The organism is Mucilaginibacter panaciglaebae, assembly GCF_039539265.1.
Taxonomy (GTDB): Bacteria; Bacteroidota; Bacteroidia; order Sphingobacteriales; family Sphingobacteriaceae; genus Mucilaginibacter; species Mucilaginibacter panaciglaebae.
This window is the reverse complement of sequence record NZ_BAABCV010000005.1, coordinates 221,781-238,783: the sequence shown is the minus strand read 5'-3', so window position 1 is coordinate 238,783 and position 17,003 is coordinate 221,781. Positions and strand designations below refer to the sequence as shown.

Below are 17,003 nucleotides of genomic sequence, written 5' to 3'. Positions count from 1 at the left end.
TTATTCTGTCTGTCTCTTTTGGGTATTTAACCATATATTAAACGCCTTGATATCATCCTGGCGGGTCTTCAACCAAGCCAAATTATCCTGCGGCGATAAGCTTACGGCAATAAAGTGAGTAAATACATCCATATAATTCGATTCTGCTATCCTGCCAAAAAAATCGCCAAAATACCTGGAAAAAAATGGCGAGCCATATTGAGCTTCCTGTGTCTTTATAACTTTATATACAGCCGTTAACTGTATAGTTAACGAGTCTGTCGGCGTAAGGTTTGTTTTGCCGGCGGTTGCCAATTTGGCTGCTTGTACAATGGTTTCCTGTTGCATTTTGGCAATCGGGCCGGCATCAGACTTTGGGGAGGTGCGCAGTATTTCTTTAACTATTTGACAAGCACCTGCAGATTGATTAGCAGGTACACCAAACATTAAATAGTTTGAAAGGCCCAGCAAAGCCTCGGCATTTCTGCCTTGTAGGTATGCCGCAACCGCATAGTTACGATAACTGCTTATATGCTTCGGATCAGCCTTAATGGCCTCGGCAGCAGCCGACTCAGATTGCGGATATTTTTGCTGACGCGCATAAGACACGCTCAGGTTGAACCACAAATTCCTGTTTTTGGGTGCTATTGCAATACCTTTCATATAATAGCTTAAGGCTTTTTCATAGTCGCCTTTGGAATCATAGATATTGGCTAACCCAACGTAGGCATCCGGAAAATTGGCTGTTGAGGTTATCTTTTCAAAACAAGCGATGGCCTCGTCACTTTTACCCGCTGCCGACAACGAAAACCCTTTTTCATAAAGGGCCGTTACGTTATTTGGCTCGGTTTTGAGTATCTCATCATATTTAGCAACAGCTTCGGCAAATTTGCCGGCATCATTCAGGGTTACGCCTTGCTTTAAAAGGCTGTCTGCCTGAGTTCGGTTACTCTGCGCAAACAATACAGTCGAACAAATAATCAATGCCCATGTTAACAACAATTTGCGATAGGTTTTCATAACGGTTGGGTTGAAAGGGTTTATACCTTAAATGTAATTAGGGTTATTAACTAAAACAATTAAAATGTTTAAAACTTTAGTTTCAGCGCGTGTTATATTTTACAATTTTCGCAATTCATTTACCCCTACAGTTATTTATTTATGAGCTTAGTGAAACAATGCCTGCTAACGTTTACCATTTCCATACTTTTTTTATCAGCCTGCTCATCCAGCGGCGACAAAGAAACTTCTTTCTTCGGATCATCAGGAAAAAGCAAACCATTAGATATCAAGGCACTGTTGTCATACAACCCTGAAAAGGGCGATAAACGCATTGATGAGTTTATCCAAAATCTGCATAAAACCCGCGGCTTTAACGGCAATATTCTGGTGGCCAAACACGGCAAGATCATTTACGAAAACGCCATCGGCTGGGCCGACTACCTGCATCGCGACAGCCTAAAAATAGACTCGCGTTTCGAGCTCGCGTCCATTACCAAAACCATGACAGGTACTGCCATCCTGCAACTATGGGAAAAAGGCAAGATCAAACTCGACCAGGATGTGCGCGATTTCTTTCCCGATTTTCCCTACGAGGGCGTGACCATCCGCCTGCTGCTTACCCACCGATCGGGCATGATGAACTATGTTTATTTTGTGGATGACATTTACCGCAAAGAACATCGCATACAAAAAATTGGCCTGAGTAATAAGGATGCTATGGCCATGATTGCCAAATACAAGCCTGCCCGCTTTAACTCGCCTAACAAAACTTTCCTATACAACAATTCCAACTTTATGGTGCTGGGTTCTATCATTGAGAAAGTTACCGGGATGCCGTATTCGCAGTACATGAAAAAGAACGTATTTCTGCCTGCCGGGATGCTGCACACCGACGTATATTCTAAAGCTGATTATGAGAAAATACCCGTTGACGTAGTTGGGCATGACCGAGGCCAATGGCGTTACTCGGTAGCCCAGAACTTCCTGGATGGCCCTGTGGGCGATAAAGGCGTTTACAGCACTGTTGGCGATCTGTGGATATTTGACCGGGCGCTGCGTGCCGGTAAACTTCTGAAACAATCTACTATGGACTCGGCCTATGTACCGCGTAACCCCTGGGTACATGGCCATTTTAACTACGGCTATGGCTGGCGAATTTTCGAGGCGCCGGGCAAACAGGTTATTTACCACACCGGCTGGTGGCACGGCTTCCGTCATATTTATCTAAGAGATATTAAAGACGATATTGTTATTGTAATGCTCACAAACTTATCTAACGGTAGTTTGTTAAAACTGGACGACCTGTTCAAGATCACGGGTATGCCGATAGTGCGCAAAAGCGCTTATAAGGGCAATGGTGATACGAGCGACGACTAGATTCAGATGTGCAAATTTGCGGATATGCAGATGTGCGAATGAATTAACAGATTTTTAAAACCTTAGATATACAAGTTTACGATGTTGAAAAGCATTATCTGCACATGCGCACATTTGCATATCTGCACATCAAAATATTATGTTTGACAAACTATTTGAAGTACAACAAAAAGCGGGCGAGGTTAAACAGCGCCTGGATGCCATCAGTGTAACCGGTACTGCCGAGGGCGGAAAAATCAGCGTTACGGCTAACGGGAATAAATTGATCAAGTCTATTACTATCGATCCGGAATTTTTTAAGGAGGCCGACAAAGAAGAGATCGAAGAGCTGCTAACCATTGCGATAAATAAAGCTTTAGAGCAAGCCGAAAACGTTAGTCAGGCCGAAATGACTGCTGTCACCAAAGATATGTTGGGTGGTATGGGCGGCATGTTTGGGCGATAAGGCCTCCCGCCCACGCCGTCCCGGGAAGCGGGCTTAGATAACAATCAGATTAACATTTTAAATTAAATAGTCGCCCCTTCGGGGGAAGATTTAGAGGGTCAAAATGAAAGCAACATATTACGGGCAGTCAACTGTTTTGATTGAAACTGAAGGAAAGAAACTACTGTTCGATCCGTTTATTACGCCAAATCCGGCAGCTAAGCATATAGACATTCATGGCCTTAAGCCGGATTACATCCTGATATCCCATGGTCATGGCGACCACGTAGCCGACCTGATCGATATTCAGAAAAGCAGTGGTGCTAAGGTTATATGTATTGCAGAGATTGCTACCTGGCTGGGCAAGCATGATATCGAGGCGCATGGCATGAATATAGGCGGTGGTTTTGACTTTGATTTTGGCCGGGTTAAAATGGTGAACGCCATTCACTCAAGCACCATGCCCGATGGGGCGGCAGGCGGCAACCCGGCAGGTTTTGTCATTTATTCAGAAGGTAAGAAAATTTACTTTGCCGGCGATACCGCATTGACCTATGACATGAAATTACTGGAAGATGAAAACCTGGACTGGGCTTTCTTACCTATCGGCGACAATTATACAATGGGTGTTGACGATGCCATAAAAGCTACCAAATTCATTAACTGCAACAACGTGATCGGGGTGCATTATGACACCTTCCCGGTTATTGTTATTGATAAGGATGAAGCCGTTGAGAAGTTTATTAAAGCCGGGGTAAATATTAAGTTGCCCACTTTAGAGGAGACAATAGAGTTGTAATAACCAACTTGTCATTCCTCTACGTGCGAGGGAACGAAGCATTCTGCCGACCGGCTTAGACGCTTTGCCATTATAGTTTGCAGATTTTTCACTTCGTTCAAGAGATAATTCTTCGTTGTGCTCAGAATGCCAGCGCGGGGATTAATTCAAAAAGGCTGTCACCAATTGAGGCTCCCGAAGGGTAAGCGGCGGGAATAACAAAGCGACTATAAGCCTTCATGCTTCGAGAGCCTCAGCATGTCTGGCGTCATGTCGTCATTTAACCTTTAGAGGCCCCCGGATTTTAAACTCAGAATGACAAAGGCCCTTTAAGCAACAACACCAAATCACAACAAAACAAAAGGCTCTCAAGACAAAAATCCTGAGAGCCTTTTTATACTTAATAAGCTAAAGTTTACAGCTTGCGTTTAACTTCTACATTTTCGTAAGCTTCAACTATATCGCCTACTTCAATATTATTAAAGTTCTGGATATTCAGACCGCACTCGTAGTTAGCTGATACCTCTTTAACGTCATCCTTAAAGCGTTTCAATGAGGCCAGCTCGCCGGTGTAGATAACCACACCTTCGCGGACAATGCGGATTTTGCTGTTACGGGTAATCTTACCGTCTAACACCATACAGCCTGCAATGGTACCCACCTTGCTGATCTTAAAGGTTTCGCGGATCTCGACATTAGCAACAATCTTCTCTTCGAATGTAGGCGCCAGCATACCTTCCATCGCGGCTTTGATCTCATTGATCGCGTCGTAGATGATAGAGTACAATCTGATGTCGATCTGCTCGGCTTCAGCCAGTTTGCGCGCACCCCCTGACGGACGTACCTGGAAACCAATGATGATCGCATCGGATGCTGATGCCAGCAATACGTCCGACTCGGAGATCTGACCTACTGCCTTTGATATTACGTTAACTTGAATTTGTTCGGTAGACAGTTTCAATAATGAGTCGGCCAATGCCTCGATCGAACCATCAACATCACCTTTAACAATAACATTCAGTTCTTTGAAGTTACCCACTGCCAAACGACGGCCAATTTCATCAAGCGTAATATGTTTTTGTGTACGTAAGCCCTGTTCGCGTTGTAGTTGCAAGCGCTTGTTAGCAATTTCGCGGGCCTCAACCTCGGTTTCTAAAACGTTGAACCTGTCGCCAGCTGTAGGTGCGCCCTGCATACCCAACACCTGTACCGGTGTTGACGGGCCTGCAGATTCAACACGCTGACCGCGCTCATTGGTTAATGCTTTAACACGACCGCTATAACAACCGGCCAATATCGGGTCGCCCACTTTTAAGCGGCCGGCTTGTACCAAAATAGTAGTCACAATACCGCGGCCTTTATCTAAAGCAGCTTCAATAACTGTACCTACGGCACGCTTATTAGGGTTAGCTTTCAGCTCTAAGAGTTCAGCTTCTAACAATACTTTTTCTAACAATAAATCTACATTCATACCGGTTTTGGCCGATATTTCCTGTGTTTGGTATTTACCGCCCCATTCCTCAACCAGGATATTCATGGTTGACAACTGCTCGCGCACTTTATCTGCGTTAGCACCCGGACGATCCATCTTATTGAATGCAAAAATGATAGGTGCACCTGCAGCCTGCGCATGGTTAATAGCCTCGCGGGTTTGCGGCATCACGCTATCATCAGCAGCAATTACTATTATTACAATATCTGTAACCTGTGCACCCCTGGCACGCATAGCGGTAAACGCTTCGTGACCCGGTGTATCCAGGAAGGTTATTTTGCCTTTGTCGCCAGGTAAGGTTACTTCATAAGCACCAATGTGCTGGGTTATACCCCCGGCTTCGCCCCCTATAACGTTGGTTTTTCTTATAAAATCAAGTAACGAGGTCTTACCGTGGTCAACGTGACCCATAATGGTAACGATCGGCGCGCGCGGAACCAGGTCTCCCGGTTCATCGGTCTGCTCCAGAATCGCTTCCTCGTCCTGAGGTTTCACAAACTCAACCTGGTAACCAAACTCATCAGCAACAATGCTTAGGGTTTCGGCATCCAGACGTTGATTAATGGAAACGAACATACCCAAACTCATACAGGTAGAGATGATCTGCGTAACAGACACATCCATCATTATCGCCAATTCATTAGCGGTAACAAATTCAGTAACCTTCAGCACTTTTGACTGGGCGTCCTGCTCCATTGCCAATTCATCCGCACTGGCCGCAACATCGTCTCGTTTTTGACGACGGAATTTAGCACGTTGCGCAAATTTACCAGACTTACCTGCACCGCTTAAACGGGCAAGTGTAGCCTTGATCTGGTCTTGTATATCTTTTTCAGAAGGCTCTTCTTTCGGTGTACCCGGAGCGTTACGATTAAAATTATTATTTGGGCGATTACCCTGATAGCCTCCGCCCTGACCACCCTGACGGTTTCTGAAATCAGGACGACCGCCGCCATGTTGATTTCCACCGTGTTGATTATTGCCCCCTTGCTGGCCACCTGCCGCAGGGTTATTACCTTGTTGACCATTTGGCGTACCCGGTCCCTGTCCAGGCCCGTCTTTACGCTTACGTTTACGTTTTTGGTCGGCATTGGTGTTTGATGACGACGCCACCGGATTACGTTTTGGCGCAACCGGCAAAGTAATCTTACCAACAATATTTGGTCCGCTTAAACGCTCGGCTTTAGCCCTGATCACGTCTTCGCCTTCGTCACCCTCGCTGTTACTTGCAGCAGCAGGCGGAGGAGTAACAGGTGCTTTTGGCGCTTCGACTTTTTTAGGTACTTCAGGAGCCGGCTGTGGCTTAACCTCGGCAACCGGTTCGGGTGCTTTGGGTTCTTCTTTTGGCTCTGGTTTTGGTGCAACCGGTTCGGGTGCTTTCGGTTCTTCTTTAGCTTTTTCAGCCGGTTTCGCGTTTAAATTGTTCAGGTCAATTTTACCTACAATTTTAACGCCACGAAGCCCGTCGCTACTTTCCTCGGCCTTTGCAGGCTCTGGTGCAGGTTCCGGTTTTGGTTTTTCAGGTGCCGGCGGAGCGGTAAAGTTTCCGGCGTTCTTAATCAGGATCTCTTCATTTTCAAAATCCCTTGAACGGCGGGCCTCCACCGGTTTTTCAGGAATTGACGCAGCTTCTTCTTTACGTATCTTACCGATACTGATCTGCTTTGCTTCTTCCTTAATGCTCTTATCAACAGCAAATTCTTTTAACAAGGCATTGTACATGTCGGTATCCAGCTTCGCCATAGGTTGTTTCTCAACCTTATAGCCTTTTGAGGCAAGGAAATCAACAATGGTACCCATACCAATGTTAAGCTCTTTTACTGCTTTAAATAATTTAATCGATTTGTCTTCTGACATTTATTATTACTTTCTCTGCTTTATTTTATGCAAAAATACGATTTTAATTTTGCTTAATTCCTTTTATTCAAATTCTGCCTGCAATATTGATAGAACTTCTTTAACAGTTTCTTCTTCCAAATCAGTACGTTTCACCAATTCGCCAACAGATAAGGCTAGAACTGATTTTGCTGTATCTAAACCAATACGTTTAAACTCGTCAAGGATCCAGCTATCAATTTCGTCCGAAAATTCTTCAATATCCACATCTTCGTCATGCTCATCAGCCTCACGGTAAACGTCTATTTCGTAACCTGTCAATTTACCTGCCAATTTGATGTTGTGGCCACCGCGGCCAATAGCTAACGACACCTGGTCTGGTTTCAGGTATACTGCAGCTGTTTTTTTCTCGTCGTCTAGTTTGATCGATGTAATTTTAGCCGGCGACAAAGCACGTTGTATATATAACTGTGTATTATTGGTATAGTTTATAACGTCGATATTTTCATTTTTCAACTCACGAACGATACCATGAATACGCGAACCTTTCATCCCCACGCAGGCGCCTACCGGGTCAATGCGGTCATCGTACGATTCAACGGCCACTTTAGCTCTTTCACCCGGCTCGCGAACGATCTTTTTGATCGTGATCAAACCATCGAAAATCTCAGGCACTTCCAGCTCAAATAATCGCTGTAAAAACTCCGGCGCAGTACGCGAAATGATGATCTTGGGATTGCTGTTCATCATATCCACTTTGTAAACTATCGCTTTTACGCTGTCGCCTTTTTTGAAATAATCGGCAGGTATTTGCTCGGTTTTTGGCAATAAAAGCTCATTGCCTTCATCGTCCAAAACCAAAGTTTCCTTTTTCCAAACCTGGTAAACCTCTCCGGTAACTATCTCACCAACACGGTCCTTGTATTTTTTAAAGATCTCATCTTTCTCTAACTCCAGGATCTTTGACACCAGGGTTTGACGCGCAGCCAAAATAGCCCGGCGGCCAAAGCTCTCTAAGGTTATCTGCTCAATGTACTCATCGCCAACTTCCAGGTCCTCATCAATCTTTTTTGCTTCGGCCAACTCAATTTCCAGGTCGTCATCCTCACTGAATCCATCTTCCATAACCACACGTGTACGCCAGATTTCCAGGTCACCGTTGTCGGTGTTCACAATCACGTCACAGTTTTCGTCGGTTCCGTATTTTTTACGGATCATGCTTCTGAAAACGTCTTCCAGCACGCTCATCATCGTCGGACGATCAATGTTTTTGAAATCCTTAAATTCCTGGAATGAATCAATTAAATTAATATTGCTCATTTTCTTACTTAAATGATATTAAAACTTTTGTTTCTGATATTTGTTCTAACGGGATAGTGCTTTCAACAATTTCGGCTTTTTTCCCTTTTTCTTTAATTTTTTCTTCAATTATAACGGCGTCTTCAGTTGCATCTCTTAAGGTGCCTTCTCTTTTCGAGCCATCGGCCATTTTTATAGACAGATTGCGGCCGATATTTTTGGTATACTGCCTTGGCTGCACCAGCGGCGTATCAATGCCCGGCGATGAAACCTCCAGGTTATAAGCCGTCTTGATCACATCTTCTTCTTCCAGCTTAAACCCTACATAGCGGCTTATCTGTACACATTCATCAATACCAACGCCTTTATCGCCGTCAATCAGGATGATCAGTTTTCCGTTGCTGTGCAGTTTGGCACTCACTAAAAACACATCGGGCCTGTTTATTTCGGCAATTTTTTCGTCAACCAGTTCAGCAACCCTTTTTTCAATATTCATTATTCAACCTCGCTTTTTTCTTATCCCGACGGGTAGCGGAATAAAAATATTGGTAAATAAAAGAGGGGGCAAATGGCCCCCTCTTTCGTGTTCAATAATGCAAATATAGCTAAAATATTTAAATAGTCAAACGCTAAGGCTTAAAAATCAAATCGGTATAGTGTAAGGCCCCGGGTTTTACATTGCCGCGGATGTAGTCCCAGGTGCTTTTATTGTCTGCATGATTATAGTAGCGCAAAAAATAAGCTCGCTGTTTCACAAAGGGCGTATCGGGCGTAAAAATTACTGAGCCGTTGCTAACGCGATATTTACCCGGCTGTGTTGGCTGGTACTCTTTTAAGTCGGTATCAGCCGGCAAGCGTGATATAGCAAACAAGCTTTGCCAGTTTTTTATGCTATCGCGATTGATATCATTCAGGACTATAGTGTCAATTCCTGTTATCTTTAGCGAGCGATTACCTTCAATTAACAAGATGTGAACACGCGACGGGGAGGAATGGTTTTGGCAGCCCAAACAGACTACCAATAAAAACATGCTCCATCTTTTCATTTTATTAATTTAATAATGTAAGATAAGCTCATAAACTGATCAAATCAAGCTCAATTAGCCTGAAATGATTGTCGGTTGTAAATAAGGGCATATTGTTTTGGTTCAATGATGGAAGCGTTATTTTTTAAAAAATAAATAATGACACTAGTGTCTAAAAAGCATTTACTACCAGTCATTTTCATTTATTTGTTCAGACCCATCCGAATGTTTATATGTCATCCCAAAAATAGTTACTATACAAATATACTAGCATTAGTACTCAAATGCTACTTCTTTAAATTTGCTTCGAACAGTTTGTAAATCCGCTTATACTCATCCGTCCAGCTGCTGGGCTGTACAAACCCATGATCCTCGACCGGGTAAGACGCTAATTCCCAATTCTCTTTATGCAGTTCAATTAAACGCTGGGTTAGCCGGATGATATCCTGGTAGTTTACATTTTGATCTATCATACCATGCAGCATGAGCAAGTTGCCTTTCAGGCCGTTGGCAAAATAGATAGGAGAACTTGCCCGATAAGCCTTCCCGTCAGTATAAGGCTCATTCAAAATATCCGAAGTGTAACCGTGGTTATAGTGCGCCCAATCTGTAACCGAACGAATAGCTGCGCCCGCCGCAAAAACATCAGGCTCGGTAAACATGGCCATTAGCGTCATGAAGCCGCCATACGAGCCGCCATACATGCCTATGTGTTTAGGGTTAACGCCATACTTCTCGACCAGCATTTTCACCCCATCTACCTGGTCGCTCAGGTCCTTGCCGCCCATATGCCGGTAGATAGCCGTACGCCAGTCGCGCCCGTAGCCGGCGCTGCCTGAGTAGTCGATATCTAATACAGTATAGCCGTTATCGGCCAGCATATTATTAAACATGTACTCGCGGAAGTAGTGGTCGCTCCAACCATAGGTTACGTTTTGCAGGTAGCCTGCGCCATGCACAAATACCACTGCAGGCTTAGCCAGGTCGGCTTTGGCAGGCAGGTACAGGTGGGCATATACATCGCTGCCATAACGATTTTTAAAAGTGATCATATCAGGGTCGCGCCATGGGTATGATTTAAATTCTTCGGTCAATGAGGTGGTTACCTGCACAGCCTTCGCGCCCGGCTTATTAGCCTGGATGTACAGCTCCTCGGGTTTGTTGGTGTACGAGTAAATGATAGCCAGCCAATTTTCATCCGGCGACAGGGTAACCGTGTTTATTCCCTTCATTGAAGTGAGCTTAACGGGTTTGCCACCACTAACGGGCACCCGGTAAAAATGGGTTATGCCCGGATGTTCGATATTGGCAGTAAAGTAAAAGTTCTTTTTATCGTTAGATAGCTGTAAGGTTTGCACTTCCCATTTGCCGCTGGTGATCTGCTTTTTGCTACCGTTGGTTACATTAACCACATAAATATGTGCATAACCAGAATCTTCGCTTTCAAAATAGATATGGGTATTGTCCAGCCAGGCTAACTCATAAGCTCCCGGGCCGCCAACCCAGGCATCATTATGCTCGCGGTGCAGCAGCGAAAGTTTACCGGTGGCAGCATCCAGCTTCATGATCCAGCGATCTTTATTGTCCTGGGCGTTTATCATTACAACCGCATACCTGCCATCCCCACTCCATTGCGCTGTGCGAATGACCACTTTGCGGTCTTCATTGCGTTTGGTGCGCTGCTCCAATTCTTTAGGATAATCTTTAAAATAGGCCGGCACGTCTTTGATCCCCGGAATAGCAGACACAGATATCCGGTATACGGTGTCGCGCTGCGTATCGAAAACATACGACTCATAACTATTCTCCGGCATGCCAACTTTTGTGCGGTTCGGAATGTCCTCTGTAAAACCCGAAGCAGTTACATAATTGGGTACATTAACCCGCTTGGCATCAATTGCTATTTTTACCAGATTATAGGTTACAAATCGCCCGTCTGGACTTAAGGTGACATTATTGATGGATTGGTCGCCTACGCCTATTTCCTTTAACCTTTTCTGTGCAAATTGGTTCACTTCTATTGAGTCGAGCTTCCGGTCTTTATCTCTTACTTTGATAATATCAAATAACTCCAGCTGCTCGGCCTTTAACCAGCGCTCTTGTTCATTGCCGGCGGCCTGGCTTTGAGCACCACGGCCTCGCCCGCCCTGGCGGCCACCAGCCTGCACAACAGGTGTGGCTGATGCTGAATGCGTGAAGTTGGTAATTTGACTCAGTTCGCCGCCATTCAGGTTGAGTGAGTACAGGTTTTCTGCGCGGCTAAAAACCACCTTGCTTTGATCGCCGATAAACGTTGGATTGCTTTCGCGCTCGGCAGTATTGGTTAGCTGGCGCGTTTTATCCGATTTAATATCCAGCAAAAACAGATCGCCGTTCTTCTCATAAAGCTTTTGCGTATGATTTTTATTCCACTCGCCATTACCGGTGGTAAAGGTGCGTTGTTCATTTATACTGATCTTTGCCGGTTTTATATTTGCAGGGGTAATGGCAAACACTTCATCGCGATCAGTGTTGCCGGGATTCCAGTTAAAGTATAGTTTTTCACTATTGTCGCTCCAGCGGACATTGGACGGCGCTACACCTATCCATTTCGGATCGCGCATTATTTTTTCGACGCTCAGGGTTTCCAGCTTCTGGGCATAGGTTACCGAACAAACAGGGATAAGGAAAATGGTTAAAAAACGTTTCATCTTAACGGAATTGTTAAACGCAATTTAAGAGTTTGTAAGTAATAATCAGTATGACGCATCCCATCACCCGGTTCATCTAAAAAACTATTATAAAACAAAACCAGGAAACTTTAAATTTATACGGTATGCTGCCACTACTAACCGCTCAACAAATTCGCGAAGCTGATGCTTATACGATAGCTAACGAACCTATCAGCTCTATTAATCTAATGGAGCGGGCCTCGAAGGCTTTTGTCGGTTGGTTTGTAAATCATTTTCCCGACAGGAATTTGAAAGTTGCGGTTTATTGTGGCACCGGCAATAACGGCGGCGACGGCCTGGCTATTGCGCGTATGCTATATGACCATAAATATCTTAAGATCAATATCAAAGTATCGCGCTTTTCAGAAAAATCGACTGATGATTTTAATACCAATCTTGGTCGCATTACCCAAATGGGGTTAGATCTGCATGAGCTCCAACCTAAAGCGCCGTTTCCGGCGGAAGATGCTGAGATCATTATCGATGCGTTATTAGGCAGCGGTATCAACAAACCTTTGCACGATGATTATAAACGTCTGGCTGATTATATAAACGACTTACACAAAACTGTGGTGGCAGTTGATGTCCCTACCGGATTTTATACTGATGGCGAGCTGGACGGAGAAGCTACAGTGATCCATGCCGACCTGGCGATCACCTTCCAGCAACCTAAGATCAATTTCCTGCTACCTGAGTCTGCACCACATATTAAATGCTGGGAGGCCGTGAACATTGGCCTGGATGAAAACTTTATAAAGTCGCTGCGATCGCCTTACCTGTTTCTGGAAGAAAGAGATATCCGAAAGTTATTAAAGCCCCGACATCGCTTTAGCAATAAAGGCACCTATGGCCACGCACTCATCATAGCTGGACAAGCTGAAACTATGGGAGCAGCCCTGCTTAGCTCGGCGGGATGCGCTTATGCCGGCACCGGCCTAACCACCGCTTGTGTGCCTCAAAGCGGGCTAACTGCATTGAATACCTATCAACCCGAGGTAATGGCTGTGGTTCGTGAAGAAAATAAATTGCCTGAGATTGAATGGGAAAAATTCAGCACTATTGGCATAGGGCCGGGCTTGGGTAAAGGCGATGACGCGTTGAAATTATTGGGCGCAGTGCTGGACAATTTCAAAAAACCCATAGTGATCGACGCTGACGGATTGAATTTATTGGCAGCTAACCCCAAGCTCTGGGATAAAGTGCCTGCAGGGAGTATTGTCACCCCACATATGAAGGAATTTGACCGCCTGTTTGGCGACCATGACAATTGGTGGCAACGGCTGCAAAGTGCTATAAAAAGCGCTAAAAACCGTAACATCAACATCGTGTTAAAAAATGATTACACGCTGGTAGTTACGCCACAAGGAAAGGTTTATTTCAACTCTACCAGCAATGCAGCTATGGCTACAGGTGGTATGGGCGATGTGCTTACGGGAATTATCACTTCACTGCTCGCACAAAAATACCTGCCGACTGAAGCTTGTATACTTGGTGTTTATATACATGGCAAAGCAGGAGATGAACTGGCGTTGCCCAACCGCATGAATGTGGTCATGCCCGGCCTTCTGGCTCGGCAATTGCCGCTAACCATGGCCAAATTAATGGCATAAAAAAACGGCCGCAAGTATTATACGTCCGTTTTTCCTACTTATTAACTGATCTTATAAAGAACAAATACTCCTTGCTTTGTACTTATAAGACGCCGTTATCTGTTATTAGTTACAGCAAAAATAATTTTTTATTAAAACTGGCCGATAACCATCATTTCGCTCATGGTTGGGTTGACACTGCCGCCTCTTGGCTCGCGGGTCACCGCAAAAGCCTCAGCCAAAGCAACCGGTCTCATTTCTTTCATCCGGGCACCGTCTTCGGTTATTTTATCAAATACGCCCAAGTCTACAGGTTTACCGCTAACCAACGCCCATAATTGGTATTGATGCTCTTTATCATTAACCGGCATATTTACTGCCTGCAGGTCTATCATTACCTTTTTCTTAACCGGATTCCATGCCACCAGCATATTGCCATGGGGCAGGTTCTTAGTGCCTTTTAGATGCAATATTTTATAGCTGGTATCTCTGAATACGCCCAGTTGCTCATTCATAAAATTTACCGTTGTGGTAAACTTTTGATTTTGCAGGTTGGCGGCTACCAGTTCCTGTGTCTTCTGTTGCAGCTTATTACTTAAATTGTAGATGGCAACAATGCTGGCTAACAACAAGGCCACGCTGGCAGCAAATGCATATTTATAAAAATTACTTGTACCGGGCTGACGCATGGTAATTACGGTAGGCTCAGTAACGGTTTCCTTTTTTGTAAAGGTGCGATCGTCAGCAAGATTGACAACCAGGCTATTTAAAACTTTAGTGCGTTGCTTATCAGACGGTTGGATGGCATTTTCGAAGGCGTAAGACTCCAGCGCTTTTTCAATCTCCTCTAACTCTGCCCTCACCGCCGGATGTTTTTGAATCATAGCTTCAACCTCCCGTCGTTCGGCTGGCGAAACGTTTCCCAGAACATAGAGTTCTAAGATCCCTGATTCAATAAATTTGTTCACGTCTTCCACTTTTCGGCTTCAATTAAAATATTTTCTGAGTTCAATTATTGCCATACGCAACCGGGTTTTTATCGTTCCAAGCGGTATACCAAGTTCATCAGCCGCTTCAACGTGCGTGTAACCTTTAAAATAAACTAAATCAAGGATAGACTTTTGTTCGGGCTTAAGTGTCTGCACTAAATCTTTGATGCCCATTAACTCAGGTTTGTAAACTGTGCTTTTTTGTTCATCTATGGAAGTTACGTTATTTTCCAGTGCTTGGTTTTTGCTGTTGTTCTTAAAATCTTTCGATCTTAATTTATCGATAGAGAGGTTGCGCGCTATATTTACCATCCAGGTAAATAAGCGGCCTTTATCTTCGCTATAGCTTGAAAACGAATGCCATATTTTTACAAAAGTTTCCTGTAAAATATCTTCGGCAGTTGCCTCGTCAGAAACAACACGCGAAATGACACCAAATAGCGACGCCGAGTACATATCGTATAGCGCTTCGACAGCTATTTTTTCGCGGTTTCTTAAGGCCAGAACCAGCTCTTCTTCAGAAAGGGACAGTTTTCTTTTATTCACAAACAGGGTGAAGATAAAAAGGAATTCTCAGATTTCAAACAGGTGTTTTTCAGCATGATAAGACGACCGCACCAGTGGTCCGCTTTCCACATATTTAAACCCTTTATCCAATCCGGCTTGTTTGTAAAAAGCAAACTGGTCGGGGTGTATCCAGTCAACAACCGGGTGGTGGCTGCGCGTTGGCTGCAGGTATTGACCCAGGGTAAGTATATGCACCCCGGCTGCCAGCAGGTCGTCCATTGCTTCTAAAACGTCTTGCTCTTTTTCGCCCAAACCCAGCATGATGCCCGATTTGGTACGTAATCCGGTATCAGAAATATGTTTCAGGGCTTCTAAACTACGATCATACTTGGCCTGTATGCGCACCTCACGGGTAAGGCTGCGTACGGTTTCCAGGTTATGGGATACAACTTCAGGGCGGGTTTCAAGCACACGGGCCAGGTTATCCCATTGTCCTTTAAAATCGGGCAATAATGTTTCTAACGTAGTTTCAGGGCTTTCGCGTCGAATGGCATTGATTGTTTCTGCCCAGATGATGGAGCCACCGTCTTTCAGATCATCTCGATCCACCGATGTTATTACGCAGTGTTTTACCTGCATTAGTTTCACTGAGTTAGCTACACGGTTTGGCTCATCGGTATCAACCGCCAGCGGCCGCCCGGTGGCCACCGCACAAAATGAGCACGAGCGGGTACAGATGTTACCCAATATCATAAATGTTGCAGTACCTGCGCCCCAGCATTCGCCCATATTTGGGCAATTGCCGCTTTCGCAAATAGTATGAAGTTTATGGGTATCAACCAAACTACGTACATGCGCATACTCTTTTCCAACAGGAAGCTTCACCCTCAACCAGTCTGGCTTGCGTTGTTTTGGTTCAACAGGTACTACCGGCAACTCAATCATAAAACAAAAGTAAGTAAAAACCCCTTAACCCAAAAAAGGCGGCGTTCTTTGTCAAATTTATTACAGTTAGTTGATATACGTTAATAAACGTTTATAGATTTGTGAGAAATAAATATTAATCAATATTGTAACACATCTTTATGGCAACTATACACACCACTTACCTGGGCGGCTTACGTACCGAGGCAACCCATTTACAATCCGGAACAAAAATCATTACTGATGCGCCAACCGACAACAAAGGCAAAGGCGAATCGTTCTCGCCCACAGATTTACTGACCGAATCATTAGCAGGCTGCATGCTGACTACGATGGGCATAGCCGCCGATGTACATGGCATTGACATGAATGGTACTGAGTGCGAAGTAACAAAGGTAATGGCCGCAAACCCGCGCCGTGTTGCCGAGGTGGTGACGACTTTTAAATTCCCGAAACAATACACTGAAAAAGAAAAGGAGATACTTAAAAAGGCTGCACTGGGTTGTCCGGTGGCTGTAAGCCTGCACCCGGATGTGATTAAAACTATTGATTTTGGCTGGGATTAAGGTTTATATATTGGCCTATAGTTAACTATTTTATATTTCAAGCAAACATTTACAAACAATTAGTGTTTATACATAGCTTCACGCCAATATTTACTTTGATTAAACCATAATGAGCAATACCAAACGGAAGATCATTGTATTTGACGATGACGAGGATATCCTGTCTATCTGCAATTACATTTTAGAAGAGAAAGGTTGGGATGTATACACCTTTACAGATTGCAACGCAATAACCGAACGCGTTTCGGGTATTATGCCGGATGTAATACTAATGGATAACTGGATACCCGATGCGGGAGGTATAATTGCTACACAAACACTTAAAAAGGACGAAGAGCTTAAAAATATCCCGGTAATCTATTTCTCTGCAAACAGCGATATACAGCTATTAGCCAACGACGCAGGCGCCGAAACCTATTTAGCCAAGCCTTTTGACCTGGATGAGCTTGAACGCATAATCAGTTCTGTCGCTTAGACACCTATAAAGCTTTAAAATAAAACCCCG

At 44.4% G+C, this 17,003-nt stretch carries 15 protein-coding genes; 6 read left to right on the top strand and 9 right to left on the bottom strand.

Annotated features, from left to right (window positions below):
- The gene (locus tag ABD772_RS08805) at positions 1-999 is read right to left on the bottom strand and encodes a tetratricopeptide repeat protein (protein WP_345102974.1); all 999 of its coding nucleotides are present in this window, start codon (positions 997-999) and stop codon (positions 1-3) included.
- 141 nt (positions 1,000-1,140) lie between these two features.
- On the opposite strand from ABD772_RS08805, the gene ABD772_RS08800 reads away from it, so the two are divergent.
- The 3 genes from ABD772_RS08800 (at position 1,141) to ABD772_RS08790 (ending at position 3,581) form a co-directional block, all read left to right on the top strand.
- On the top strand, positions 1,141-2,358 hold the full coding sequence (locus tag ABD772_RS08800; protein ID WP_345102972.1) for a serine hydrolase domain-containing protein: 1,218 nt from the start codon (positions 1,141-1,143) through the stop codon (positions 2,356-2,358).
- Positions 2,359-2,497: 139 nt separating this feature from the next.
- Entirely contained in the window at positions 2,498-2,803 is a 306-nt protein-coding gene (locus ABD772_RS08795) for a YbaB/EbfC family nucleoid-associated protein (RefSeq protein WP_345102970.1), read from the top strand.
- A gap of 103 nt (positions 2,804-2,906) precedes the next feature.
- Positions 2,907-3,581: a metal-dependent hydrolase gene (locus ABD772_RS08790; RefSeq protein WP_345102968.1), complete on the top strand. Its 675-nt coding sequence runs from the start codon at positions 2,907-2,909 to the stop codon at positions 3,579-3,581.
- Between the two features lie 394 nt (positions 3,582-3,975).
- Here ABD772_RS08790 and infB read toward each other — a convergent pair whose 3' ends face one another.
- The 5 genes from infB to ABD772_RS08765 all read right to left on the bottom strand — a co-directional run bounded on the left by infB (position 3,976) and on the right by ABD772_RS08765 (position 11,902).
- Complete coding sequence (gene infB, locus ABD772_RS08785; protein ID WP_345102966.1) at positions 3,976-6,909, bottom strand: translation initiation factor IF-2; 2,934 nt, start codon at positions 6,907-6,909, stop codon at positions 3,976-3,978.
- A 63-nt stretch (positions 6,910-6,972) separates the two neighbouring features.
- Positions 6,973-8,208 (bottom strand): transcription termination factor NusA, encoded by a 1,236-nt coding sequence (gene nusA, locus ABD772_RS08780; RefSeq protein WP_345102964.1) that lies wholly within the window; start codon positions 8,206-8,208, stop codon positions 6,973-6,975.
- 4 nt (positions 8,209-8,212) lie between these two features.
- Positions 8,213-8,683 (bottom strand): ribosome assembly cofactor RimP, encoded by a 471-nt coding sequence (gene rimP / locus ABD772_RS08775; protein ID WP_345102962.1) that lies wholly within the window; start codon positions 8,681-8,683, stop codon positions 8,213-8,215.
- A gap of 133 nt (positions 8,684-8,816) precedes the next feature.
- Entirely contained in the window at positions 8,817-9,233 is a 417-nt protein-coding gene (locus ABD772_RS08770; RefSeq protein WP_345102960.1) for a hypothetical protein, read from the bottom strand.
- Between the two features lie 266 nt (positions 9,234-9,499).
- The gene (locus ABD772_RS08765) at positions 9,500-11,902 is read right to left on the bottom strand and encodes a S9 family peptidase (RefSeq protein WP_345102958.1); all 2,403 of its coding nucleotides are present in this window, start codon (positions 11,900-11,902) and stop codon (positions 9,500-9,502) included.
- A 125-nt stretch (positions 11,903-12,027) separates the two neighbouring features.
- Between ABD772_RS08765 and ABD772_RS08760 the strand changes: the two genes are divergently transcribed.
- Entirely contained in the window at positions 12,028-13,533 is a 1,506-nt protein-coding gene (locus tag ABD772_RS08760; protein ID WP_345102956.1) for an NAD(P)H-hydrate dehydratase, read from the top strand.
- 131 nt (positions 13,534-13,664) lie between these two features.
- Here the strand turns inward: ABD772_RS08760 and ABD772_RS08755 are convergent, their stop codons facing one another.
- Genes ABD772_RS08755 through lipA form a run of 3 tightly spaced genes read right to left on the bottom strand, consistent with a single transcriptional unit; the run spans position 13,665 to position 15,953 of the window.
- On the bottom strand, positions 13,665-14,489 hold the full coding sequence (locus ABD772_RS08755; protein ID WP_345102954.1) for an anti-sigma factor: 825 nt from the start codon (positions 14,487-14,489) through the stop codon (positions 13,665-13,667).
- A gap of 9 nt (positions 14,490-14,498) precedes the next feature.
- Complete coding sequence (locus ABD772_RS08750; RefSeq protein ID WP_345102952.1) at positions 14,499-15,047, bottom strand: RNA polymerase sigma factor; 549 nt, start codon at positions 15,045-15,047, stop codon at positions 14,499-14,501.
- Positions 15,048-15,074: 27 nt separating this feature from the next.
- Positions 15,075-15,953 (bottom strand): lipoyl synthase, encoded by an 879-nt coding sequence (gene lipA / locus ABD772_RS08745; protein WP_345102950.1) that lies wholly within the window; start codon positions 15,951-15,953, stop codon positions 15,075-15,077.
- Between the two features lie 140 nt (positions 15,954-16,093).
- On the opposite strand from lipA, the gene ABD772_RS08740 reads away from it, so the two are divergent.
- Entirely contained in the window at positions 16,094-16,498 is a 405-nt protein-coding gene (locus ABD772_RS08740) for an OsmC family protein (protein ID WP_345102947.1), read from the top strand.
- Positions 16,499-16,607: 109 nt separating this feature from the next.
- Positions 16,608-16,973, top strand: coding sequence for a response regulator (locus tag ABD772_RS08735; RefSeq protein ID WP_345102945.1), 366 nt, complete (start codon positions 16,608-16,610; stop codon positions 16,971-16,973).
- The last annotated feature ends 30 nt before the right edge of the window (positions 16,974-17,003 follow it).